The organism is Phosphitispora fastidiosa, assembly GCF_019008365.1.
Taxonomy (GTDB): Bacteria; Bacillota; Thermincolia; order Thermincolales; family UBA2595; genus Phosphitispora; species Phosphitispora fastidiosa.
The window spans coordinates 72,308-90,850 of sequence record NZ_JAHHUL010000011.1 but is presented as its reverse complement, the minus strand read 5'-3'; the positions used below and the strand labels follow the sequence as shown (position 1 = coordinate 90,850).

General features: G+C 46.3%; 18 protein-coding genes. 3 read left to right on the top strand and 15 right to left on the bottom strand.

The window, feature by feature from the left end:
• Positions 1-182 precede the first annotated feature (182 nt).
• From Ga0451573_RS11235 to Ga0451573_RS11165, 15 genes are all read right to left on the bottom strand, one after another.
• Complete coding sequence (locus Ga0451573_RS11235) at positions 183-1,034, bottom strand: peptidoglycan DD-metalloendopeptidase family protein (RefSeq protein WP_231684219.1); 852 nt, start codon at positions 1,032-1,034, stop codon at positions 183-185.
• 659 nt (positions 1,035-1,693) lie between these two features.
• Positions 1,694-2,953, bottom strand: a complete 1,260-nt coding sequence (gene rho, locus Ga0451573_RS11230; RefSeq protein ID WP_231684218.1) for a transcription termination factor Rho — start codon at positions 2,951-2,953, stop codon at positions 1,694-1,696.
• 93 nt (positions 2,954-3,046) lie between these two features.
• Positions 3,047-3,523 (bottom strand): DUF2062 domain-containing protein, encoded by a 477-nt coding sequence (locus tag Ga0451573_RS11225; RefSeq protein ID WP_231684217.1) that lies wholly within the window; start codon positions 3,521-3,523, stop codon positions 3,047-3,049.
• An 89-nt stretch (positions 3,524-3,612) separates the two neighbouring features.
• The gene (glpX, locus tag Ga0451573_RS11220; RefSeq protein ID WP_231684216.1) at positions 3,613-4,578 is read right to left on the bottom strand and encodes a class II fructose-bisphosphatase; all 966 of its coding nucleotides are present in this window, start codon (positions 4,576-4,578) and stop codon (positions 3,613-3,615) included.
• Between the two features lie 268 nt (positions 4,579-4,846).
• Positions 4,847-5,494 (bottom strand): fructose-6-phosphate aldolase, encoded by a 648-nt coding sequence (fsa, locus tag Ga0451573_RS11215; protein ID WP_231684215.1) that lies wholly within the window; start codon positions 5,492-5,494, stop codon positions 4,847-4,849.
• Between the two features lie 44 nt (positions 5,495-5,538).
• Entirely contained in the window at positions 5,539-6,393 is an 855-nt protein-coding gene (locus Ga0451573_RS11210; protein ID WP_231684214.1) for a class II fructose-1,6-bisphosphate aldolase, read from the bottom strand.
• A gap of 138 nt (positions 6,394-6,531) precedes the next feature.
• Positions 6,532-7,215 (bottom strand): hypothetical protein, encoded by a 684-nt coding sequence (locus Ga0451573_RS11205; protein WP_231684213.1) that lies wholly within the window; start codon positions 7,213-7,215, stop codon positions 6,532-6,534.
• Positions 7,216-7,332: 117 nt separating this feature from the next.
• On the bottom strand, positions 7,333-7,731 hold the full coding sequence (locus Ga0451573_RS11200; protein ID WP_331459411.1) for a response regulator: 399 nt from the start codon (positions 7,729-7,731) through the stop codon (positions 7,333-7,335).
• 178 nt (positions 7,732-7,909) lie between these two features.
• Positions 7,910-8,599: a Yip1 family protein gene (locus tag Ga0451573_RS11195; RefSeq protein WP_231684212.1), complete on the bottom strand. Its 690-nt coding sequence runs from the start codon at positions 8,597-8,599 to the stop codon at positions 7,910-7,912.
• Between the two features lie 41 nt (positions 8,600-8,640).
• A complete protein-coding gene (gene sppA / locus Ga0451573_RS11190; RefSeq protein WP_231684211.1) occupies positions 8,641-9,591 on the bottom strand; it encodes a signal peptide peptidase SppA in 951 nt (316 codons plus the stop codon).
• A gap of 245 nt (positions 9,592-9,836) precedes the next feature.
• Positions 9,837-10,313 (bottom strand): IS200/IS605 family transposase, encoded by a 477-nt coding sequence (tnpA, locus tag Ga0451573_RS11185; RefSeq protein WP_231684210.1) that lies wholly within the window; start codon positions 10,311-10,313, stop codon positions 9,837-9,839.
• Positions 10,314-10,488: 175 nt separating this feature from the next.
• Positions 10,489-12,108 carry a CTP synthase gene (gene pyrG / locus Ga0451573_RS11180; protein ID WP_231684209.1) on the bottom strand — a complete coding sequence of 540 codons (1,620 nt, stop codon included), beginning with the start codon at positions 12,106-12,108 and terminating at the stop codon, positions 10,489-10,491.
• Positions 12,109-12,241: 133 nt separating this feature from the next.
• Entirely contained in the window at positions 12,242-12,535 is a 294-nt protein-coding gene (gene rpoE / locus Ga0451573_RS11175) for a DNA-directed RNA polymerase subunit delta (RefSeq protein ID WP_231684208.1), read from the bottom strand.
• Positions 12,536-12,680: 145 nt separating this feature from the next.
• Positions 12,681-14,366 (bottom strand): arginine--tRNA ligase, encoded by a 1,686-nt coding sequence (gene argS, locus Ga0451573_RS11170; RefSeq protein WP_231684207.1) that lies wholly within the window; start codon positions 14,364-14,366, stop codon positions 12,681-12,683.
• 1 nt (position 14,367) lies between these two features.
• Positions 14,368-14,790: a YwiB family protein gene (locus Ga0451573_RS11165; protein WP_231684206.1), complete on the bottom strand. Its 423-nt coding sequence runs from the start codon at positions 14,788-14,790 to the stop codon at positions 14,368-14,370.
• Positions 14,791-15,368: 578 nt separating this feature from the next.
• On the opposite strand from Ga0451573_RS11165, the gene Ga0451573_RS11160 reads away from it, so the two are divergent.
• The 3 genes from Ga0451573_RS11160 to Ga0451573_RS11150 all read left to right on the top strand — a co-directional run bounded on the left by Ga0451573_RS11160 (position 15,369) and on the right by Ga0451573_RS11150 (position 18,150).
• Complete coding sequence (locus Ga0451573_RS11160) at positions 15,369-16,637, top strand: L-lactate MFS transporter (RefSeq protein ID WP_231684205.1); 1,269 nt, start codon at positions 15,369-15,371, stop codon at positions 16,635-16,637.
• A 277-nt stretch (positions 16,638-16,914) separates the two neighbouring features.
• Positions 16,915-17,163 (top strand): hypothetical protein, encoded by a 249-nt coding sequence (locus Ga0451573_RS11155; protein ID WP_231684204.1) that lies wholly within the window; start codon positions 16,915-16,917, stop codon positions 17,161-17,163.
• A 6-nt stretch (positions 17,164-17,169) separates the two neighbouring features.
• Positions 17,170-18,150, top strand: a complete 981-nt coding sequence (locus tag Ga0451573_RS11150; RefSeq protein ID WP_231684203.1) for a hypothetical protein — start codon at positions 17,170-17,172, stop codon at positions 18,148-18,150.
• The last annotated feature ends 393 nt before the right edge of the window (positions 18,151-18,543 follow it).

The window sequence follows — 18,543 nt, the reverse complement described above, 5'->3', positions numbered from 1 at the left end:
TTGATTTTTTGTGTAATTTGGTTAAAATATAAAAAGACCTACACAAATAATTATTCGTATAGGTCTGGGCGCTGGGGTTTTGACTTTCACATTTTTGAACGTTTCTCAAATAGAAGGACTAGGGTTGCTTCCTAGTCCTTCTTCTTTTTGGGAAAGAACTCCCTGGTCAACGTAACCACATTTTAATCAGGCAGATAACGTTCCGGGTTCTGGGGCGTACCCCGGTACAACAGCTCCAGGTGCAGGTGCGGTCCCGTAGAACGGCCGGTACTGCCAACCCGGGCAATGACATCTCCCTGGCTGACCCGGTCACCGGCACTTACTTCCAGGATGGCGGCATGTCCATACAGACTCCGGAAGCCATTCCCGTGGTCAATAATTACAGCCTTCCCATAGTCTCCCCGGTTTCCCGAAAAGACAACTTTACCGCCGGCCACCGCCTTTATCGGGCTTCCCAATTCTGCAGCAATATCTGTGCCCTCATGCATCCTGCCATTTCTCATCCCAAAAGGTGAGGAAACAACCCCATTAACAGGCCAATCATCCAACAAAGGTATTTTTATCCCTACATTTTCTCCAATAACATCAATTACCGGGCCAACAGCCGGAAGGACCAGCTTCTGTCCAGCCAGCAGAAGTTCAGCAGTCCCGGTCCCGTTTCTATCTGCCAGTTCTGCCATGGATACACCGAATTTGCGGGAAATTCCCCACAATGTATCTCCGGGATTAACCGTATAGGTAATGTCATCACCTTCAGGAATAGTTATCCGGTCACCCTCGTAAAGAAAACTTTCCGGGTCAAGCCCGTTGGCATATGCGAGCAGGCTGACCGGCACACGGTACTCCTGGGCCAGGTCCCAGAGACAGTCGCCCTTTTTAACCGTATAGGATACCGCTTCCAGGCTCCTGTTATCCCGGCCCTTCTTTTCCAGCGTGCTCCCTTCCCCAGCCAGTGAGCCGTATCCGGCTGTGCAGGTCAGTATTGCTGCCAGCAATACCGCCATCACTGCTTTATGTTTCTTTGTAAAATTCACTTTTTCTTCCTCCCCAAAAAACAATTTCCCCTCTATTTTTGCCTTCCTTAATAATTTTTAAACATAAAGCTCTATGAAATGGCTATGTCATTATGGTGAGCCATTGTACCGGTTTTCCGCACTACCACCGGAGAAATCTAACCTTGTTCCTGGCGAAGCCACGGACTAAACCGCCAATTCGGCTCCTGCCTCAGTGGCGGCTCCGCCATCCATGGCTCCGGTCCGTGACTTCGCTTAGCGGAACTTCGGTAAGATTTCTCACGGCGACAGTGCCAGGAAAATCTTGCACAACATCTCACCATAATGACGTTCATTTCAATAACTATAGATAAAAAAAGAACTGACCGTTGTGTCAGTCCTCCATGCTGATGCTTTCAGTAGCGCTTTTTTCAACTATGATGAATGGTGGAGATGTGTTCTGTAAGGCGGAGTCTGTCGTCCGTCGGCCCGTGACCCGCGAAGCGGGAGCGGCTGCCGACGGAGATGTCGGGGGTCCCCCCAATCCGTCGAAACGGCGGCTTTCTGAAAGCCGGGGTTTCGGTAACGGATTGGGGGCCCCGCCGGAAGAATACATCTCCACCATTTACAAAAAGGTAAAAAAAGCGCGCCTACTGACCATACATACCAAAAAGACTGACCCCACGGTCAGTCCTTTTTCTTTACATCGCCCTGCAAAAATCCAGGGTCTTCATCATCAACTCTCTGTTTGATTTTGTCTTTTTCAATAGTTCCATAAGGGATTCTATGGCCTCTGTGGTGGTTGACTGGCTGAAGGTTTTTCGCAGATTCCACATCAGTTCCATTTCTTCCTTGCTTAACAACAAATCTTCTTTACGAGTGCCGGAACGTTTGATGTCGATTGCTGGGAACAGCCTGCGATCAGCGAGTTTCCTGTCGAGAATCAGCTCCATATTTCCAGTACCCTTGAATTCTTCAAAAATAACATCATCCATCCGACTGCCTGTTTCCACAAGGGCGGTCGCCAGAATTGTCAGGCTGCCACCCTCTTCAATATTACGGGCAGCGCCAAAAAACCGTTTCGGCTTATGCAGCGCACTAGGATCGACACCGCCTGACAGTGTCCTGCCACTGGAAGGCTCCACCAGGTTATAAGCCCTGGCCAGCCTGGTGATACTGTCAAGTAGAATCACCACATCTTTTTTGTGTTCTACCAGCCTCTTAGCACGTTCCAATACCATTTCAGCAACTTTGACATGGCTTTCGGCCGGTTCGTCAAAAGTTGAACTGATAACCTCTCCTTTAACCGACCTCTGCATATCGGTAACCTCTTCAGGCCGTTCATCAATCAGCAGCACAATAAGGTTAATTTCGGGATAATTGGTTGTAATACTGTTGGCAATCTGTTTGAGAAGAACTGTTTTGCCGGCTTTAGGCGGGGATACGATAAGGCCCCTCTGGCCTTTTCCAATCGGTGATACCAGATCAATGACCCTGGTAACCGCCATTTCAGGTCCTACTTCAAGGTTAATCCGTTGGTTGGGGTATATGGGTGTTAACCCGTCAAAGTGTATCCTTCTTGCAGCATCATTGATACTTATTTTGTTTATGTACTCTACCCGAAGCAAGGCGAAATACCGTTCATTGTCCCTTGGCGGCCTGACCTGTCCCCCAACAAGATCCCCTGTCCTTAAGTCAAATCTCCTGATCTGGGACGGGGAAACATAGATATCATCCTGGCTGGGAACATAACTGAAAGGTCGCAGGAACCCATAGCCATCCGGAAGAATTTCCAACACCCCTTCAGCAAATAGGGTGGATTGCTCTTTGCTGGTCATTACCTTGACAATTTCAAAAATCAGTTCTTTTTTTCGGAGCTTGTAATAACCCTGAATCTCCAGATTTTTCGCCGTTTCATATAGTTCTACCATTGTTTTTGATTCCAAGTCGGAAGCATTCAATAATAACCCTCCTAAAAAATCATTCATATTGGTATTGTACCCTAATGGTAGAAAGCTTATTCATGCGGTCAGCCGAAAAGTCCCTTAAACCCCTCATTTTCTGGTTCGGAATTTGAGTTTTTCCAGTCTCAGGTTTAATATATAGTGTAGAAACATATATGAAACTGCAAAAACCACCAAACCATTAATAAGCCCCGCCAGTAGATAAGGTACACCCCTGGAAAGGATGCCGTTAATCATATTCCCCAATAAATTCGTGGCCTCAGACCGGGGAAGTACCAGTCTGCCTAAAACGGGAAAAAGGGATACCAAGATAGACTGGACATATACATTTATCAAAACAATTCCGGGGAAAAACGGTTTTATCACAGTTGCTGACATCACAGCAGCGAAGCTGTTTACCTTGAGGATCCGGGCAGCCAGAAAAGCTAAAAAAATACTTACCAGGGGTATGGGTATGGCAAAATCCATAGCCAGTCCCAGTCCCGCACCCCAGGCAACCTTTGCCGGGGTATCCCTGAGTCGGATCATTTTAAAATAGTGGTATCTTAAGTACCTTTTCAGGCGCAAAACCGGTTCCTCCTGTTTCTGTGTGTAAGCCGTCGTCGCTGGACAATGAAGGGCTTAAAAAACACAAAAAATCGTCCCAACCTGCTTAATTATCTTCTGTAGGTAAAGGGTTTTTTGTCCAGCCTGTGAATTGCATCAATAAATCTAACCGTACCGGTAACTGCCCTCATTACAACAGTATGAGTTCTGGCGCCATTTCCAAAGAACCTTACCCCCTGGACCAGATCTCCGTCGGTAATCCCGGTAGCGGCATAAACAACATCATCGGTCTTTACCAGATCATCCATGGTAAGCAAACGGTTAATATTTCCGATCCCCAGTTTCCTCGCTCTTTCAACATCTTCATCATCTTCAGGCCAGAGGCGTCCCTGCATTTCCCCCCCGAGACACTTAAGGGCAGCGGCTGCCAATACCCCCTCAGGAGCGCCGCCTACACCCATCAACATATCCACACCTGTGCCTCCCATGGCAGCAGCCACAGCCGGGGCCACATCACCATCCTGAATCAGTTGTATCCGCGCACCTGCAGAGCGGACCTCTTTAATAAGCTTTTCATGCCTGGGCCTGTAGAGTATCACAACTGTAAGGTCCTCAATAGCTTTATCATTGGCATCGGCAACCGCCCTTAAATTATCAATAACCGGTGCGTCCAGGTGAATCTTCCCCTTAGCCTTGGGTCCGACTGCAATTTTATCCATATACATGTCCGGGGCATGGAGAAAGCCTCCCGTCTCCGCAGCCGCCAAAACAGCGATAGCATTGTTAAGACCCCTGGCAACATTGTTGGTGCCTTCCACCGGATCAACTGCAATATCAACCTTTGGGTCCACCCCGGTACCCACTCTTTCCCCTATGTACAGCATCGGAGCCTCATCCATCTCGCCTTCCCCAATAACAACCGTCCCGTCAATCTGTACTGTACTGAAAACCGACCTCATAGCTACAACTGCCGCGTCATCAGCTTCTTCTTTATCCCCCCGGCCCATCCATCTTGCAGATGCAATAGCGGCCGCTTCTGTTACCCGGGCAAATTCCATTGCCAGTTCCCGAATCACATAAACCCCTCCTGAAATAATAATTAGTATAACATTATAAAATCATTGTGTTATACTATCTTCTACCTTATATGTAGCTGTTCCTGCCCCCAGACCAATAAATTTACTAGAAAAGCGTGCATATTTCAGTTCCCAATGTGCACGCTTTCACCCGCAAGGGGTGGGCCGCATCCCTAAGAAGCAAAGCTTCAAGGGCTGCGCACTCTGTAGTACATGCAAAAGCCACTTTTCAGTGGCTTAGGTTAATAACTGCCCTTAATATCCGGCACTACTTGTTTTTCACAGTTTCCCAGTCTGCCAGGAATTTATCAATACCCAAATCGGTAAGTGCGTGTTTTGTCATCTGCATAATCACTTTTAATGGTATAGTAGCAATATGAGCCCCTGCTTTGGCCGCCTCAGTTACATGTATTGGATGCCTGATGCTGGCTGCGATAATCTGTGTATCATAATCGTAATTCTCATAAATCTGTACGATATCCCGAATCAGGTCCATGCCATCCTGGCCAATGTCATCAAGCCTTCCAACAAAAGGACTGACAAAGGTGGCTCCTGCCAAAGCAGCCAGCAGAGCCTGGTTAGCGGAAAATACCAGGGTGACATTTGTCTTTATTTTTTTCCCGGAAAGGATTTTCACTGCGGTCAGGCCTTCTGCTGTCATCGGAATTTTGATTACTATATTATTATGGATTTTAGCCAGTTCTTCGGCCTCAGATACCATTCCGTCCGCATCAAGGCTGATAACTTCAGCGCTGATGGGTCCATCAACAATGCCGCAGATTTCCTGAACCACTTCCACAAAATTTCTTCCTTCTTTAGCAATAAGTGAAGGGTTTGTAGTCACTCCACTGATTACTCCCAGCCGTTCGGCTTTTCTTATTTCTTCAATGTTAGCAGTATCAATAAAAATTTTCACGATTCTGTTTGCCTCCTTGGATAAAAGCGGCTCACGCCGCTATGTCATGCCTTTCCCGAGCTGCCAAACAACCTGATTTTTTCCCTGATAATTTGAGTTGCCGCTTCTCTGGCCGCTCCTAATACTTTCCTGGGGTCTATTTCCCGGGCATCCTTGTTGAGTACATCTCTACAGGCCTGTACAAAGGCTTCCCGAATGTTTGTATCAATATTTACTTTTCTTACGCCCAGTTTAATTGCCTTGACAATATCCTGATCAGCAACACCGGAACTACCATGCAACACTATAGGAATATTAACCAGGGACTTTATTTTTTCCAACCTGGGAAAATCCAGTTCGGGGATACCCTTATACTGTCCATGAGCAGTACCTATGGCGACTGCAAGAGCATCTACCCCGGTCCGTTCCACAAATTCCCGGGCTTCCTCAGGATTGGTAAACAGAGCATCCCTATCATCAACATGAATATCATCTTCAGTGCCGCCTATTTTACCAAGTTCGGCCTCAACAGATACACCTACAGCCCGAGCCACGGCAAGAACCCTGTTGGTAAGTTCGATGTTTTCTTCAAAACCATGCTTGGAGCCGTCAATCATCACAGAACTAAAGCCCTTCCGGATACACAGCATTACCTGTTCAAAACTCGTCCCGTGGTCAAGATGAAGGGCTACCGGTACAGATGCATTTTCTGCAGCAATCCTCGCCATGGCAGTTATGTAATCAATACCGGCATATTTTATTGCTCCCTGGCTGGCCTGCATAATCACCGGAGAATTTTCCGCCTCGGCAGCAGCAATAATTGCCTGAACTATTTCCATATTGTTGCAGTTAAAAGCTCCCACAGCATAACTGCCTTGTTCTGCCTTGCTTAATAACACACTAATAGGGACTAAAGACATGGTATTATCGTTCCTCCTTATTTTATTTTTTTATATCAATTTCTATTTCAATTGAAATGAGGTTGCTCTATCCAACCTCAACCAGCTCGTTTCCTTTTTAGTTTGTGCCGGATCCCCTGATTTGATTCTGCTAACAGGCTAGTGCTTAGTACGTTTCGAGTTTTTCCGTTTTCCTTTTTTGCCCTTATTAAGATCTTTCACTGACTTTAGCCCGCTGCTTGCCAATTCAATTTTTTTGGTGTCCCTGATTTTGTTTAAGTCTTCATCATTTTCGGCATATATTACACTGTTACTTTTACAGTCCTTACAATTCAATTCAATCCTGTCAGGGAATATGTCAATCTCAATCTGGTAACTGCCGCATTCACAGTAAAGATAACCCTCTTCAGCCACATCGTGAAGACAGTTTAATACTTCAAACATAATCTCGGGGTTATAAAAGTAATCATCATAACCAAGCCCGTCGACAAGAGACTCAAGACTATATTCATATTTCTCAGCCAGTGCGTGAACCTTTTCCTCAGGCCCAAAAAACCCCAGCTCTACATTAGTATCATTACAGTAAAAAAATTCAACCTTATTAGCCCAAAGCTGTTTAGCCTTATAATAGACCAGGTGGTTAGTCTCACAAAGCACACATGGCACCTGCAGCCAGAACTGCCGACGGTTTTTAGTGCCAACAATTAACTTGGGGGCTCCACAGGAACATGTTATTTTAAGATTTTTGGCACCCGCGAAGGCAAAACGGGAAATCGAATGAAAATCCAATTTCCCACATAGCGGGCAACGCATGGCAACCACAAGCTCAGTAGCAACAATCATGGCAACCCCTCCTCTAATATTTTTACTTCGCCGCCAATAATAAAATTCCTCTTTTTCCCGGGAGGCAGTTGCTTTTAAGCTCCAATTATTACATTATTTAGTGTCTTTCGACTTTCTCTAACGTTTCCCTAATGCCGGTGTAAAATCAACCTCTTGTTTTATGACCAGCTTTTTGACAATCTCCCTTAATTCATTTATATCAAAAGGTTTTGTAACATATTCCTTTATCCCAAGTTTCACGGCATCAGCAACAATTTCCAGTTCCCCGTAAGCAGTCATCATAATTACCACAACGGCATCATTGATTTTTTTAATTTCTTGCAGTGTCTGCAAGCCGTTCATCCCCGGCATCTTCATATCCATTAAAATTAGGTCAGGCATTGCAAGTTTGACTTTTTCGAGGGCCTCATGCCCACTGGCAGCCATTTCCACCTCATAACCCTCTATACTGAAAGCTTCATACAGTAATCTCCGGACTCCCATCTGGTCATCCACGACTAAAAGCTTTGCCTTCACTATAATGTCTCCTCTCTCTATAACTAATCTTTATAATTATCTGCTCAGCTTCCCACGTCTGTGCTCAGCTCGTCTTCCACATTTAAGAATATTTCTAGATAAAACAAAATATTCCTTCTTTTGCACAAATAAACATATCGCAATTTCCTGTTATTATTCTACAAAATACCCTTATTTGCTAGAGGCTGTTAATTAGTGGGATGAAAAAGCCGGCTAGAGAAAGCACAATAATCAGGAATGCCAAACCCAGCGCTGCGAGAGGGAGAACAAAAACTGCAGCCGCCCTCCCGGTGGAAAAGCCTTGGACCTCGCGAAGACCTATAACCATAAGAACCAAGAACCAGGTAATTACCAACAGGGAAACAGCCACACTCAGAAAAGTACTCACCATGGAGCCGCTAATAAAGAGGCCCAACACCTGAAACGGTATCGCAAAGGCTTTTGGGATACCCGCCAGGGCAAGCACTGTCAGTACTTGAAGGGCACGCCCCTCACCCCCCAGAAGTTCCGCAAAAACCTGGAGGATCCCGGCCTGAACAAACCAGCCAATAAATGCAAAAACTACGGCTAAAATACCCATGTACGGGCCAGCCTCTGTAAAAGCGCCGGCAAGCTCCGGGGGCAAATCAGAAAAGTTCCTGGCCCCGAGGTAATTTACCACAGAACTGACCAGAGTTATGGTAAGAAAAATAACAAACCCGTTAAATAAGTGGTTTTCCCGTGAAACCTTTGCAAAAGTGGCTGTCGGAGAAAATAACACCCCATATATCAGTTCAACAAAGCCCAGGCGGTCTTTGCTGTCATCAAGCGGCAGATCACTCATATCACTCATATCGTTCATATCGTTCATATCGTTCGTATCGTTCATAAAATACATCCCCCGTCACCGTTTTGAACATGCTAACTTCGCTAAAATAACGGCTGGCTTTTTAGCAATTCCCGTAATGCCTCAATCTCCCCGGCAGACAATCCTAAGAAATCACTCCCCGGACTCTTTGGAATACTAACGCCGCTCAGAAACTTTTCAAAGGGACTCGTGGAGCCAAATTCGTGAATAACCGGTTCTCCTTTTATTCCAGCCAGTTCACCGGTAAGCTTTATGGCATCATAGTAATTCCCCAGCTCATCCACCAAGCCCTGTTCCTTTGCCTGGCGGCCGGTAAATATCCGTCCGTCAGCAAGTTCCAGCACCTTTTCCCGTTTCATTTTCCTTCCCTCTGCCACTACATCCACAAACTGCTGGTAAATATCGTCAACCATTTGCTGCATGATAGCTCGTTCTTCAGGTGTCAGAGGACGGTTGGGGGAACCCATATCCTTGTGAGGGCCGCTCTTTATGGTTTCAGGTGTGATTCCTATTTTATCAAATAGCTCCTGCATATTCTGGGTTTCCATGATTACCCCGATGCTTCCCGTCATAGTCGCCGGGTCAGCAATTATTTTATCAGCCTTGGCAGCAATCCAGTACCCTCCTGATGCCGCAACATCACCCATGGATGCAACAATAATTTTACCCTGCTGGCGCAGTTTATCTATTTCATTGCCGACCTCCTGTGAAGCTGCAGCGCTGCCGCCGGGGCTGTTAATCCTCAGCAGCACGGCTTTGATGCCGTCATCCTCTCCGGCTTCACGCAACTGCTCCATCAGAGAAGGACCCGAAGCCACACCTGCACCGAAAATAGAGCCTTCTCCCCTGGCGCCTGTGATGACCCCCTCAACATAGATAACCCCGATAGCATCTCCCCGGGAAGGCTTTTCCTTTCCTGCCTGCCCGGATAACGCAGCTACAGCCAGGGACAGAACAATTATACCTGCAATCAGCCCCACTACAATTCTCTTATTGATATTAAACACCCCCATTTTTTCTACCACTATAGTTATTTCCAAAGGTTATTTCTAATACCATTATTGTTTCAAATAATACACAGTTATTGTTTCAAATAATACAGTGATTAAGCAGCCGGTTTCCTGTAAAAAAATCATGACCACCCGCTCAGCGGGTGGTTTGCTCTAGCCCTATAAGGGCATGTTACTAGGCTGAGCCTAAAGGCTCACTGAACGGTCCGCCAACCGCGCACCTTTTCATAACCACCCCTAAAGGGGTTCTATTTTTTCTTGCTCTTTTGTACTGGCTCACCCGTAAACGGGTCCATATACTCCTTTAGAGTCATTTGGTCGGCAGCAATATCCTCCTGCAATTGTTTTTTGATATACTGTTCTATCGCCTTCTTATTCCGACCAACTGTATCCACATAATACCCCCGACACCAAAAATGCCTGTTGCCGTATTTGTATTTCAGGTTAGCGTGCCTATCGAATATCATCAACGAACTCTTGCCTTTCAAATATCCCATGAAGCTTGATACACTTAGTTTTGGTGGTATCGATACAAGCATGTGTATGTGGTCTGGGCAAGCGTTCGCCTCAAGTATTTCTACCTTCTTGTAGTTACACAATGTCCTTAATATTTTTCCGATATCGCTCTTGATTTTGTCGTATATCTCCCGTCTTCTATATTTCGGAGCAAATACTATGTGATATTTGCAATTCCATTGGGTGTGTGCTAGACTTTCAGTATCCATTTGGATATCTACCTCCTTTGCTACAGTGCGGTTGGCGAACCTGCACCATTCTATCAAACGGAGGTAGATTTTTCTACTCATAGCTAAAGCTTTTTGGAACCACCTGCAAAGCAGGTGGTTTTCGTTTATACAACAAAGAGGCTGTGGTAATATTTACAACAGCCTTGTGTACATATCAGTCATTCGTTTTCTGTTTTCCGTATCTGTGCGCCATGCCGACAAAATCTCTAAAGAGCGGGTGGGGGCGGTTGGGACGGGACTTAAACTCAGGATGGAACTGTGTCCCTACGAACCATGGATGGTCAGACATTTCTATGATTTCCACCAGCCGGTCATTGGGCGATGTTCCGGAAACCTTCATGCCTCTGGCTGTTAATTGTTCACGGTATTCATTATTAAACTCAAACCGGTGCCGGTGCCGTTCATAGACCAAATCTTCCTTATATGCATCATTCGCCAGGGTCCCTTCAGGCAGTTTGCACGGGTAAAGACCCAGCCTCATGGTGCCTCCCTTATCTTCAATATCCTTTTGCTCCGGGAGCAGGTCAATTACAGGATATGGGGTCTGCGGATCAAACTCAGAACTGTTGGCCTTTTTAAGACCAATATGCCGGGCAAACTCTATAACCGCACACTGCATTCCCAGACAGATGCCCAGATAAGGAATCTTATTTTCCCTGGCATAAGTTGTTGCCTTAATTTTACCCTCGATTCCTCTGTCTCCAAAACCGCCCGGTACCAGGATACCATCTACACCATCCAGGCGTTCCCGGACAATATCGTCACCTTTTTCAAGCTCAACAGCATTTACCCACCTGATTTCAATGGCTGATTCATGAAACAGCCCCGCATGGCGCAAAGACTCCGCCACACTCATGTAGGCATCAGGAAGTTCGACATATTTGCCTACAATAGCAATGGTGGTTTTATATTTAGGGTTTTTAATCTTGTCCACTATCTCAACCCACTCTGTCATATCCACATCCTGGCACTTAAGACCGAGGCGCTCAATTACAATATCATCAAGACCCTCTTCCTTCATCATAAGTGGAACTTCGTATATTGTGGGCGCATCCACTGCCTGGATAACTGCATCCTTGTCAATATCACAAAAAAGGCCAATTTTCTCTTCCATTTCTTTTGAAAGGGGTTTTTCGGAACGGGTGACGATAACATCAGGCTGGATACCGATGCTCCTGAGTTCCTTGACACTGTGCTGTGTAGGCTTGGTTTTCAGTTCTTCAGAAACTTTAAGGTAAGGAACCAGAGTAACATGGATATACATTACATTTTCGCGGCCAATATCGCTTTTCATCTGCCTGATGGCTTCAAGGAAGGGAAGGGACTCAATATCCCCCACAGTACCTCCGATTTCAGTGATTACAACATCCGGTTTGCTCTCTTTGCTCACCCTGAGGATTCTATCCTTGATTTCATTGGTGACATGCGGAATTACCTGAACGGTGCCTCCAAGGAAATCTCCTTTACGTTCCTTTGAGATAATTGACCAGTATATCTTGCCTGTAGTGACATTACTGCTCTTGCTGAGGTTAATATCTATAAACCTTTCATAATGACCCAGGTCCAGGTCAGTCTCAGCGCCGTCATCGGTGACAAAAACTTCTCCATGCTGATAAGGGCTCATAGTTCCGGGGTCTACATTAATATACGGGTCGAATTTTTGAATGGCAACTTTAAGACCCCTGTTTTTCAGGATGCAGCCCAAAGAAGCAGCGGTAATGCCTTTTCCCAGTGATGAGACAACACCTCCGGTCACAAAAATAAACTTGGCCATAATGCTCCTCCTGTCTATAAAATAAATTTGATAACGATTTCGACATAAAAGTACCTACAACATTCTATCCCCTGTCAGGGTATGCTGTCAAGGCTGTAAGGCTACTAAAAAATTGCGTGGTCTGACCACGCAATTAATTGTCCAGTTCCTCATCATGCTCATATTGAAATGCTTTCCTGTCATGCATCCATTCCCTTAAACCCCATACCCCTTTGCCGACATGAATAAATCTCCCGTCAAGGTTTAAATCAGTATGGATGCCGGCCATAATATGTTCCCTGTCCCTGCCGGAAACAGGTTTGATGGCCATCACTTGTTCCAATAAGTCCCTGAAATACAAAGGGGCCCCCGCAGCCTTAAGAATTGCATGAGCCAAATCAGCTTCTGACATATAGGGGCTGTACTGCTCCATGTTGAACCCAGGCATTGACTTCACCTTCCCCAAAGGATATTTGGCAGACAAATACCTAATGTAGCTCAACATGACTATTCGACTTTATGGGATAACTTTCCTGCAATAAACTGAAAAAATTTGTCTTATTTTGTCTAATCTTCTACCCGGCTTGGGCAATCTACATAGATTCCGGAGCGGTCACCCCTATCAAACCCAGAGCTCTTCTGACAACCGTCTGTACTGATTTTACCAATACCAGACGCGCTTTTTGCAGTTCCACGTCTTCTACCATCACCCTGTGGCTGTTGTAAAAACTATGGAACAGACCGGCCAGCTCATGGGCATATCTGGCGATCCGATGAGGTTCAAGGTTTACCGCAGCTTCCGAAATCTCCATGGGGAAATCAGCCAGCTTTCTCATCAGGTCAAGCTCAGCCTGCTCCTGAAGAAGTCTGAAATTACATTCCTCTGCCAGCGGCACAGTCTCACCCCGGTCTTCCAACTGGCGCAGAATACTGCATATTCTGGCATGGGCATATTGGATATAATATACCGGGTTTTCCGTTGACTGGGATTTAGCCAGGTCCATATCAAAATCCAGATGGCTGTCCGAACTTCTCATTACAAAAAAGTACCGCGCAGCATCTATGCCTACATCTGACATCAGGTCATCAAGGGTGATAAATTCTCCGGAACGCTTTGACATCCTGATTATATCCCCACCCTTAAACAGGCGGACCAACTGCATCAGAACAATGTCAAGGCTGTCCGGATTGTATCCCAGGGCTTGCATTGCGCCTTTCAGCCTCTTTACGTGCCCATGATGGTCTGCCCCCCAGATATTTATGACCCACTCAAAACCCCTGTCAAATTTGTTTTTGTGATAAGCGATATCTGCGGCGAAATATGTGGGTATACCATTACTCCTCACCAGAACCTCATCTTTTTCATCACCAAACTCGGTGGTTTTCAGCCAGAGGGCGCCTTCGCTCTCATACAGAAAGCCCTTTTCCCGGAGTTGGTCCAGGATGCCGTCAATAGCGCCGGATTCATGGAGCGACTGTTCACTGAACCAGACATCGTATTCCACCCCAAATTGACTAAGGGTCTTTTTTATGGCCCTGATCTTTTCGTCAAGGGCATATTTGATAAAAAACTCTTTTCTCAGGGTAGACTCCATATCAAGATACCGGTCACCATGTTTTTCAATAATTCCCTTCACCGTATCAATTATATCAGCCCCATGGTAGCCGTCTTTAGGGAAAGGCACATCCCTTTCAAGAAGCTGCAGATACCTTGCCTCAAGGGATTTCCCAAAGTTCTCTATCTGGTTTCCGGCATCATTAATATAGAACTCCCTGGATACCTCAAATCCAGCTGCCTGCATAAGGGCTGCCATCGTATCCCCAAGGGCGGCCCCCCGGGCATTTCCCATATGTAATAAACCGGTGGGATTGGCGCTGACGAATTCTACCTGGACCTTTTTCCCCTGCCCTGTCGCGCTGTCGCCATAAAGCTCCCCTTCTTTTTCAACCTGTGGCAGAACATCATAAACCCAGGTGCTTTCCAGGAAAAAGTTAATAAACCCGGGACCGGCAATTTCAATCCGGGCAATCCGGGCGCTTTCTGTATTTATGCCCTCTGCAATAGTCTCAGCTATCTGCCTCGGCGCCATCCTTGCCTGACGGGTCAGCAGCATGGCTATATTTGTGGCAAAATCCCCGTGCTCCTTCTCCCGCGGGACCTCCAAAACAAAAGCAGGCAGGGCATCGAAACCAAGCTTTCCCTCATCCTTGGCCTTTTGAGCCGCCTGTTCAATTGCTTTAACAATATTATTTTTAACGTTTTCCAGGACAGATTGCATTTTATGCCTCCCTCACAGTCAGTGACAACTTGTTATCACTAATCTTTTGATTTTCAACTTCCAGTTCATATTCCAGATTAATACTGCCTCCGCTATCTGTCAAGATAACATCTACCTTTGAAGGGATAACAGCCATATACATCATTCCATAAGGGGTAATGTAATTGCCCCGGTTGCGCATGCCTGTCTCAAAAACCTGTTTGTGCTGAGATTCTCCCATCCTATTTAAAGTTACCCGCTGGGGTTCGGCCTTAACAGATGTAGTCGTGCCAGGCATTCCCGTAATTTCAGACTCACTGTAAATGATGAAGTAGGTGCCCTTCTTTTCATAATAGACCCCTGTTGTCACCAGTTCCTGAACGTCAACCTCACCGAACTCATTAGTCTGCGTACCGGTTACGGATATTATCACAGATTTGCTCATGGTTCACAGCCTTTCATGGGCTTATTTCAATATTATACCAGAAAAAACCTGATACTACACACCATTTTTGCTTAAGAAAACGCCACCCTCCCATTTATCCGCCATTCGCCCTGTGAAATCCTCCACTAATTTGCAGTTAACCGTTCGTTCCATAAGGATTTTGACCCCCAACACCGCTAAGACACCCCTATTGACCATTGACAATGAAAATGCAGCTATTAACGTTGAAACCAGTGCAAAGTCAGGCAAAATAAACTAAAATGGAATCAAGTCCAGAGGCCTAGAGCCCCGAGACCGGCAGGTACTGCCGGTCTTCTGCTTTTGGCCTTATTTTAGTAAATATAATTAGAAAATATAACGGAAATAACCTTAAGTCCGGAGGCTGTCAGCCCGGAGGCTGTTACAAATGTAACAGCCTCCTTTTATTTTACCGTAAATTCTTTGGGGAACGGAGGGGATTCCAATGATTTGAGTATTGCCGTATGCTTGTTGCATTACTTCATAATTACTTCATAATTACTTCATAATTACTGCATTATCACGGCATTATTATAAAATTTATTTGGAGGTGTTTTTTTGTGAGTAGCCAGAGTTCTCTTAGAGGATGGATTGTCACCTTCGCCGGAACAGGCATTAACCTTGGACTTGGAGTTCTTTATTCGTGGAGTGTCATCGCCAAGGCCCTTACCAAAGACTGGGGCTGGACGGCTTCTAAGGCATCACTCCCTTACGCTGTCGCCTGCGGCGTGTTCGCAATAGTAATGGTATTGGCCGGCAGGGCCCAGGATAAAGTGGGCCCCCGGATAGTAGCCACCCTCGGCGGTATCTGTGCAGGCGCCGGGCTTATCATCTCAAGTTTTGCTTCTGAATTAAGTATTCTCCCGATGGTTATCGGTTTCGGACTGCTGGTAGGCTCAGGGATGGGGCTGGGATATGCATCAGCCACCCCTCCGGCAGTCAAATGGTTCCCGCCTCATAAAAAAGGAATGATCACCGGTTTGGTTGTTGCAGGTTTCGGCCTGGCTTCAGTTTACATCTCACCATTGACTAACCATTTACTGAAATCAATGGGCATTAGCAAGACCTTTATGACACTAGGGATAGCGTTCTTTATCGGCATTGTGCTGCTGTCCCAGTTTCTGAAAAATCCCCCGGCAGGGTATGTTCCCGCTAATATGCCCAAACCGGCGGCATCCGGAAAAAGTGCCTCAGATAAATATGAATACGAATGGCATGAAATGCTTAGAACCCCTCAGTTTTATCTCCTTTGGCTGATGTATGCATTCGCTTCTTTTGCCGGTCTGATGATTATCGGTCACATGGCCAAGATTTCGACAATGCAGCTGCCCGGAGTCGAATTAGGCTTCATTTTGGTCGCAATCTTGGCCATAGGCAATGCCGGCGGTCGGATAATTGCAGGCCTGGTATCAGATAAACTGGGCCGTACCAAGACCATGCTGCTGGTGTTTATTTCACAGGCGATAGTACTGATGCTGTTCTCCCGGTTCTCCACAGCGGCTCTGCTGATTGCCGGTGCAGCCGCAGTAGGATTTAATTATGGCGCCAACTTATCCCTGTTCCCTTCAGCAACAGCCGACTATTTCGGCACCAAAAACATGGGAGTTAACTACGGCCTGGTATTTACCGCCTGGGGAGTCGGCGGAGTCTTCGGCGGCATGGTCGCAGGCAAAATAGTTGACCTTACCGCCAGCTATAGTATGGCTTTTGGAGTGGCCGCCATCCTCTGCCTGTTTGCATCCGGGCTGACCTTTGTCACCAAGGCGCCGAAAACAATAGTTGTCAAACAGGCTATCCCGTCTACAGTAAACCCGTTAAACAAGGAATAAACTCCTTTGATGCCGCGTCATGACCATTCATGGCGCGGCCCTTTTAAACTCAACGCGGTCCAGCATACCGCTTAATCCTGTATATTGCCATTCACCCTCAGTTTTGACTGTTCACCCTCAAAAATCACCCATTTAACAAAAAGTGAGTGCTTTTTATAATTACAACGATAATAATAGAGTTGGGTATATATCAGTTCTACCTATGTAAAGTGTTATTATTTGGGGGTGAAATTACCAGTTTGTATAATATTCCTTAGTTTTCTTGGGGGGAGAAACAATGGAACAAAAACGTGAAATATCTGAACACGCCTTACTGTCACTGGAAAGGCAGACTGCCAGGTTAATTGAGATTATCAAGGTGGCTATTATAATTCTCTTCACCATTTTACTGTCAATACCTGTGATCGGCGCACTGCTCGGAATCGGAAACGGCGGACACTTTACCGGTCTCTCCTGGAGCAGCGCGTGGTTTTATGGCTTATTGGCAGTTTACGGGGTCAATTACTGGTGGAGCAATACGGACTGATAAGCTATGAATAATCGTATCCTAAACACAGCCACCGCCATTCTGGTCTCACTGATACTGGCAGCCGCAAACCTGGCAGGTTTGTATTACCTTGACACTTCAATTGGCCCTGGAAATGTCCAGGTCATCGAAACATTCAAGGACAGTGACGGTATAGACCACACCAAGTGGTCTATGGGTATCATACCCGAACTTAATATTGTTAAGGATTCCGTGGCCCAGCAGGAAAACATGCGCATCTGGGCCAGACCCGGAGATTATTCCGGACATAGGGTCATGGGGATAACGTTTGCCCTGGCAGCGCTGATGTGGTTTATCTGGATTGGTTTGTATCTTGGGTTCCCGGGAAATATGACCTTGGTACGGCAACGCCTGATGGGCCTTGGCATAGCTCTGGTGCTGTCTGTGCTGACAAACCTGGCCTTTGTACGCATGACCGCCCAGTTTTCAAGCACAGACCTTATCCTGGGCTCGGCATTCGGCTACCTTTCCATAGGGCTTAATGCAGGCGGTCTCTGGTACATTACCCTGCTCAGCCGCCTGGGTGTTGGCCGGCATGAATCAAGACCCATTATACCGGCAAGTCATATGAGAGATGAAAAAATATCCGCTCTTTTAATGAGCCTGGTAATTGCCTTTGTCATCGAAACCGTTTTTAGGCGTCTCAACCTCACTCTACCAGGGCTGACCTTCGATTTTGTAATCTGGGCTGTCACCCTGATTGCGTTTTTCAATTACTATGGCTATATACCTGCCAAATGGCTCAGAGGGGAGCGCCCCTTTGGTTTGATGATGGTTGCTTTTGGAACTGTTCTGACTATTCTGGTATGGTTTGGAATTCAGCGCTTCACCAGTGGGGTTTTTGGTTCTGCTCTGATGACCCCGGCGGGCAGCCAGGGACTCTCATTGATGCTCTCGTTCTGGCTGCTGTTCTGGCTAACAGCCTCAAACCTGTCAGGCAAAACGACTCCGATTAAGATAAGGTAAGTTGGTTTAACATTTTAGGCCCCATAATTAAATGGGGCCTTTTTCTTTTAGCCACAAAGCAAGGAAGTGATAGATAGATTCCTCCGGATGGCTACAACTCAGCCGGCTAGCCACTCCCGCTTCGCGGGTCGTGGGCCGGCTGACGTCAGTCTCATCCTTCCGGAACATATCTACCACTTCCTGTTTTACCTCTAAATCAAAGGAAGGCCCCATGTAATGACGGGAGCCAAAAACAAAACCGCACCGGCGGTTTTAGCGTAGAAAGTGATTATTAAATATAGGGGTAGGGGTAGATGTGTTCCGCAAGGCGGTGTCTGTCGTTAACCGATACATATATAGTGACCTTTTTTTACAATAGGCATATGAAGGGGCAGATATGTTCCGGAAGAACGA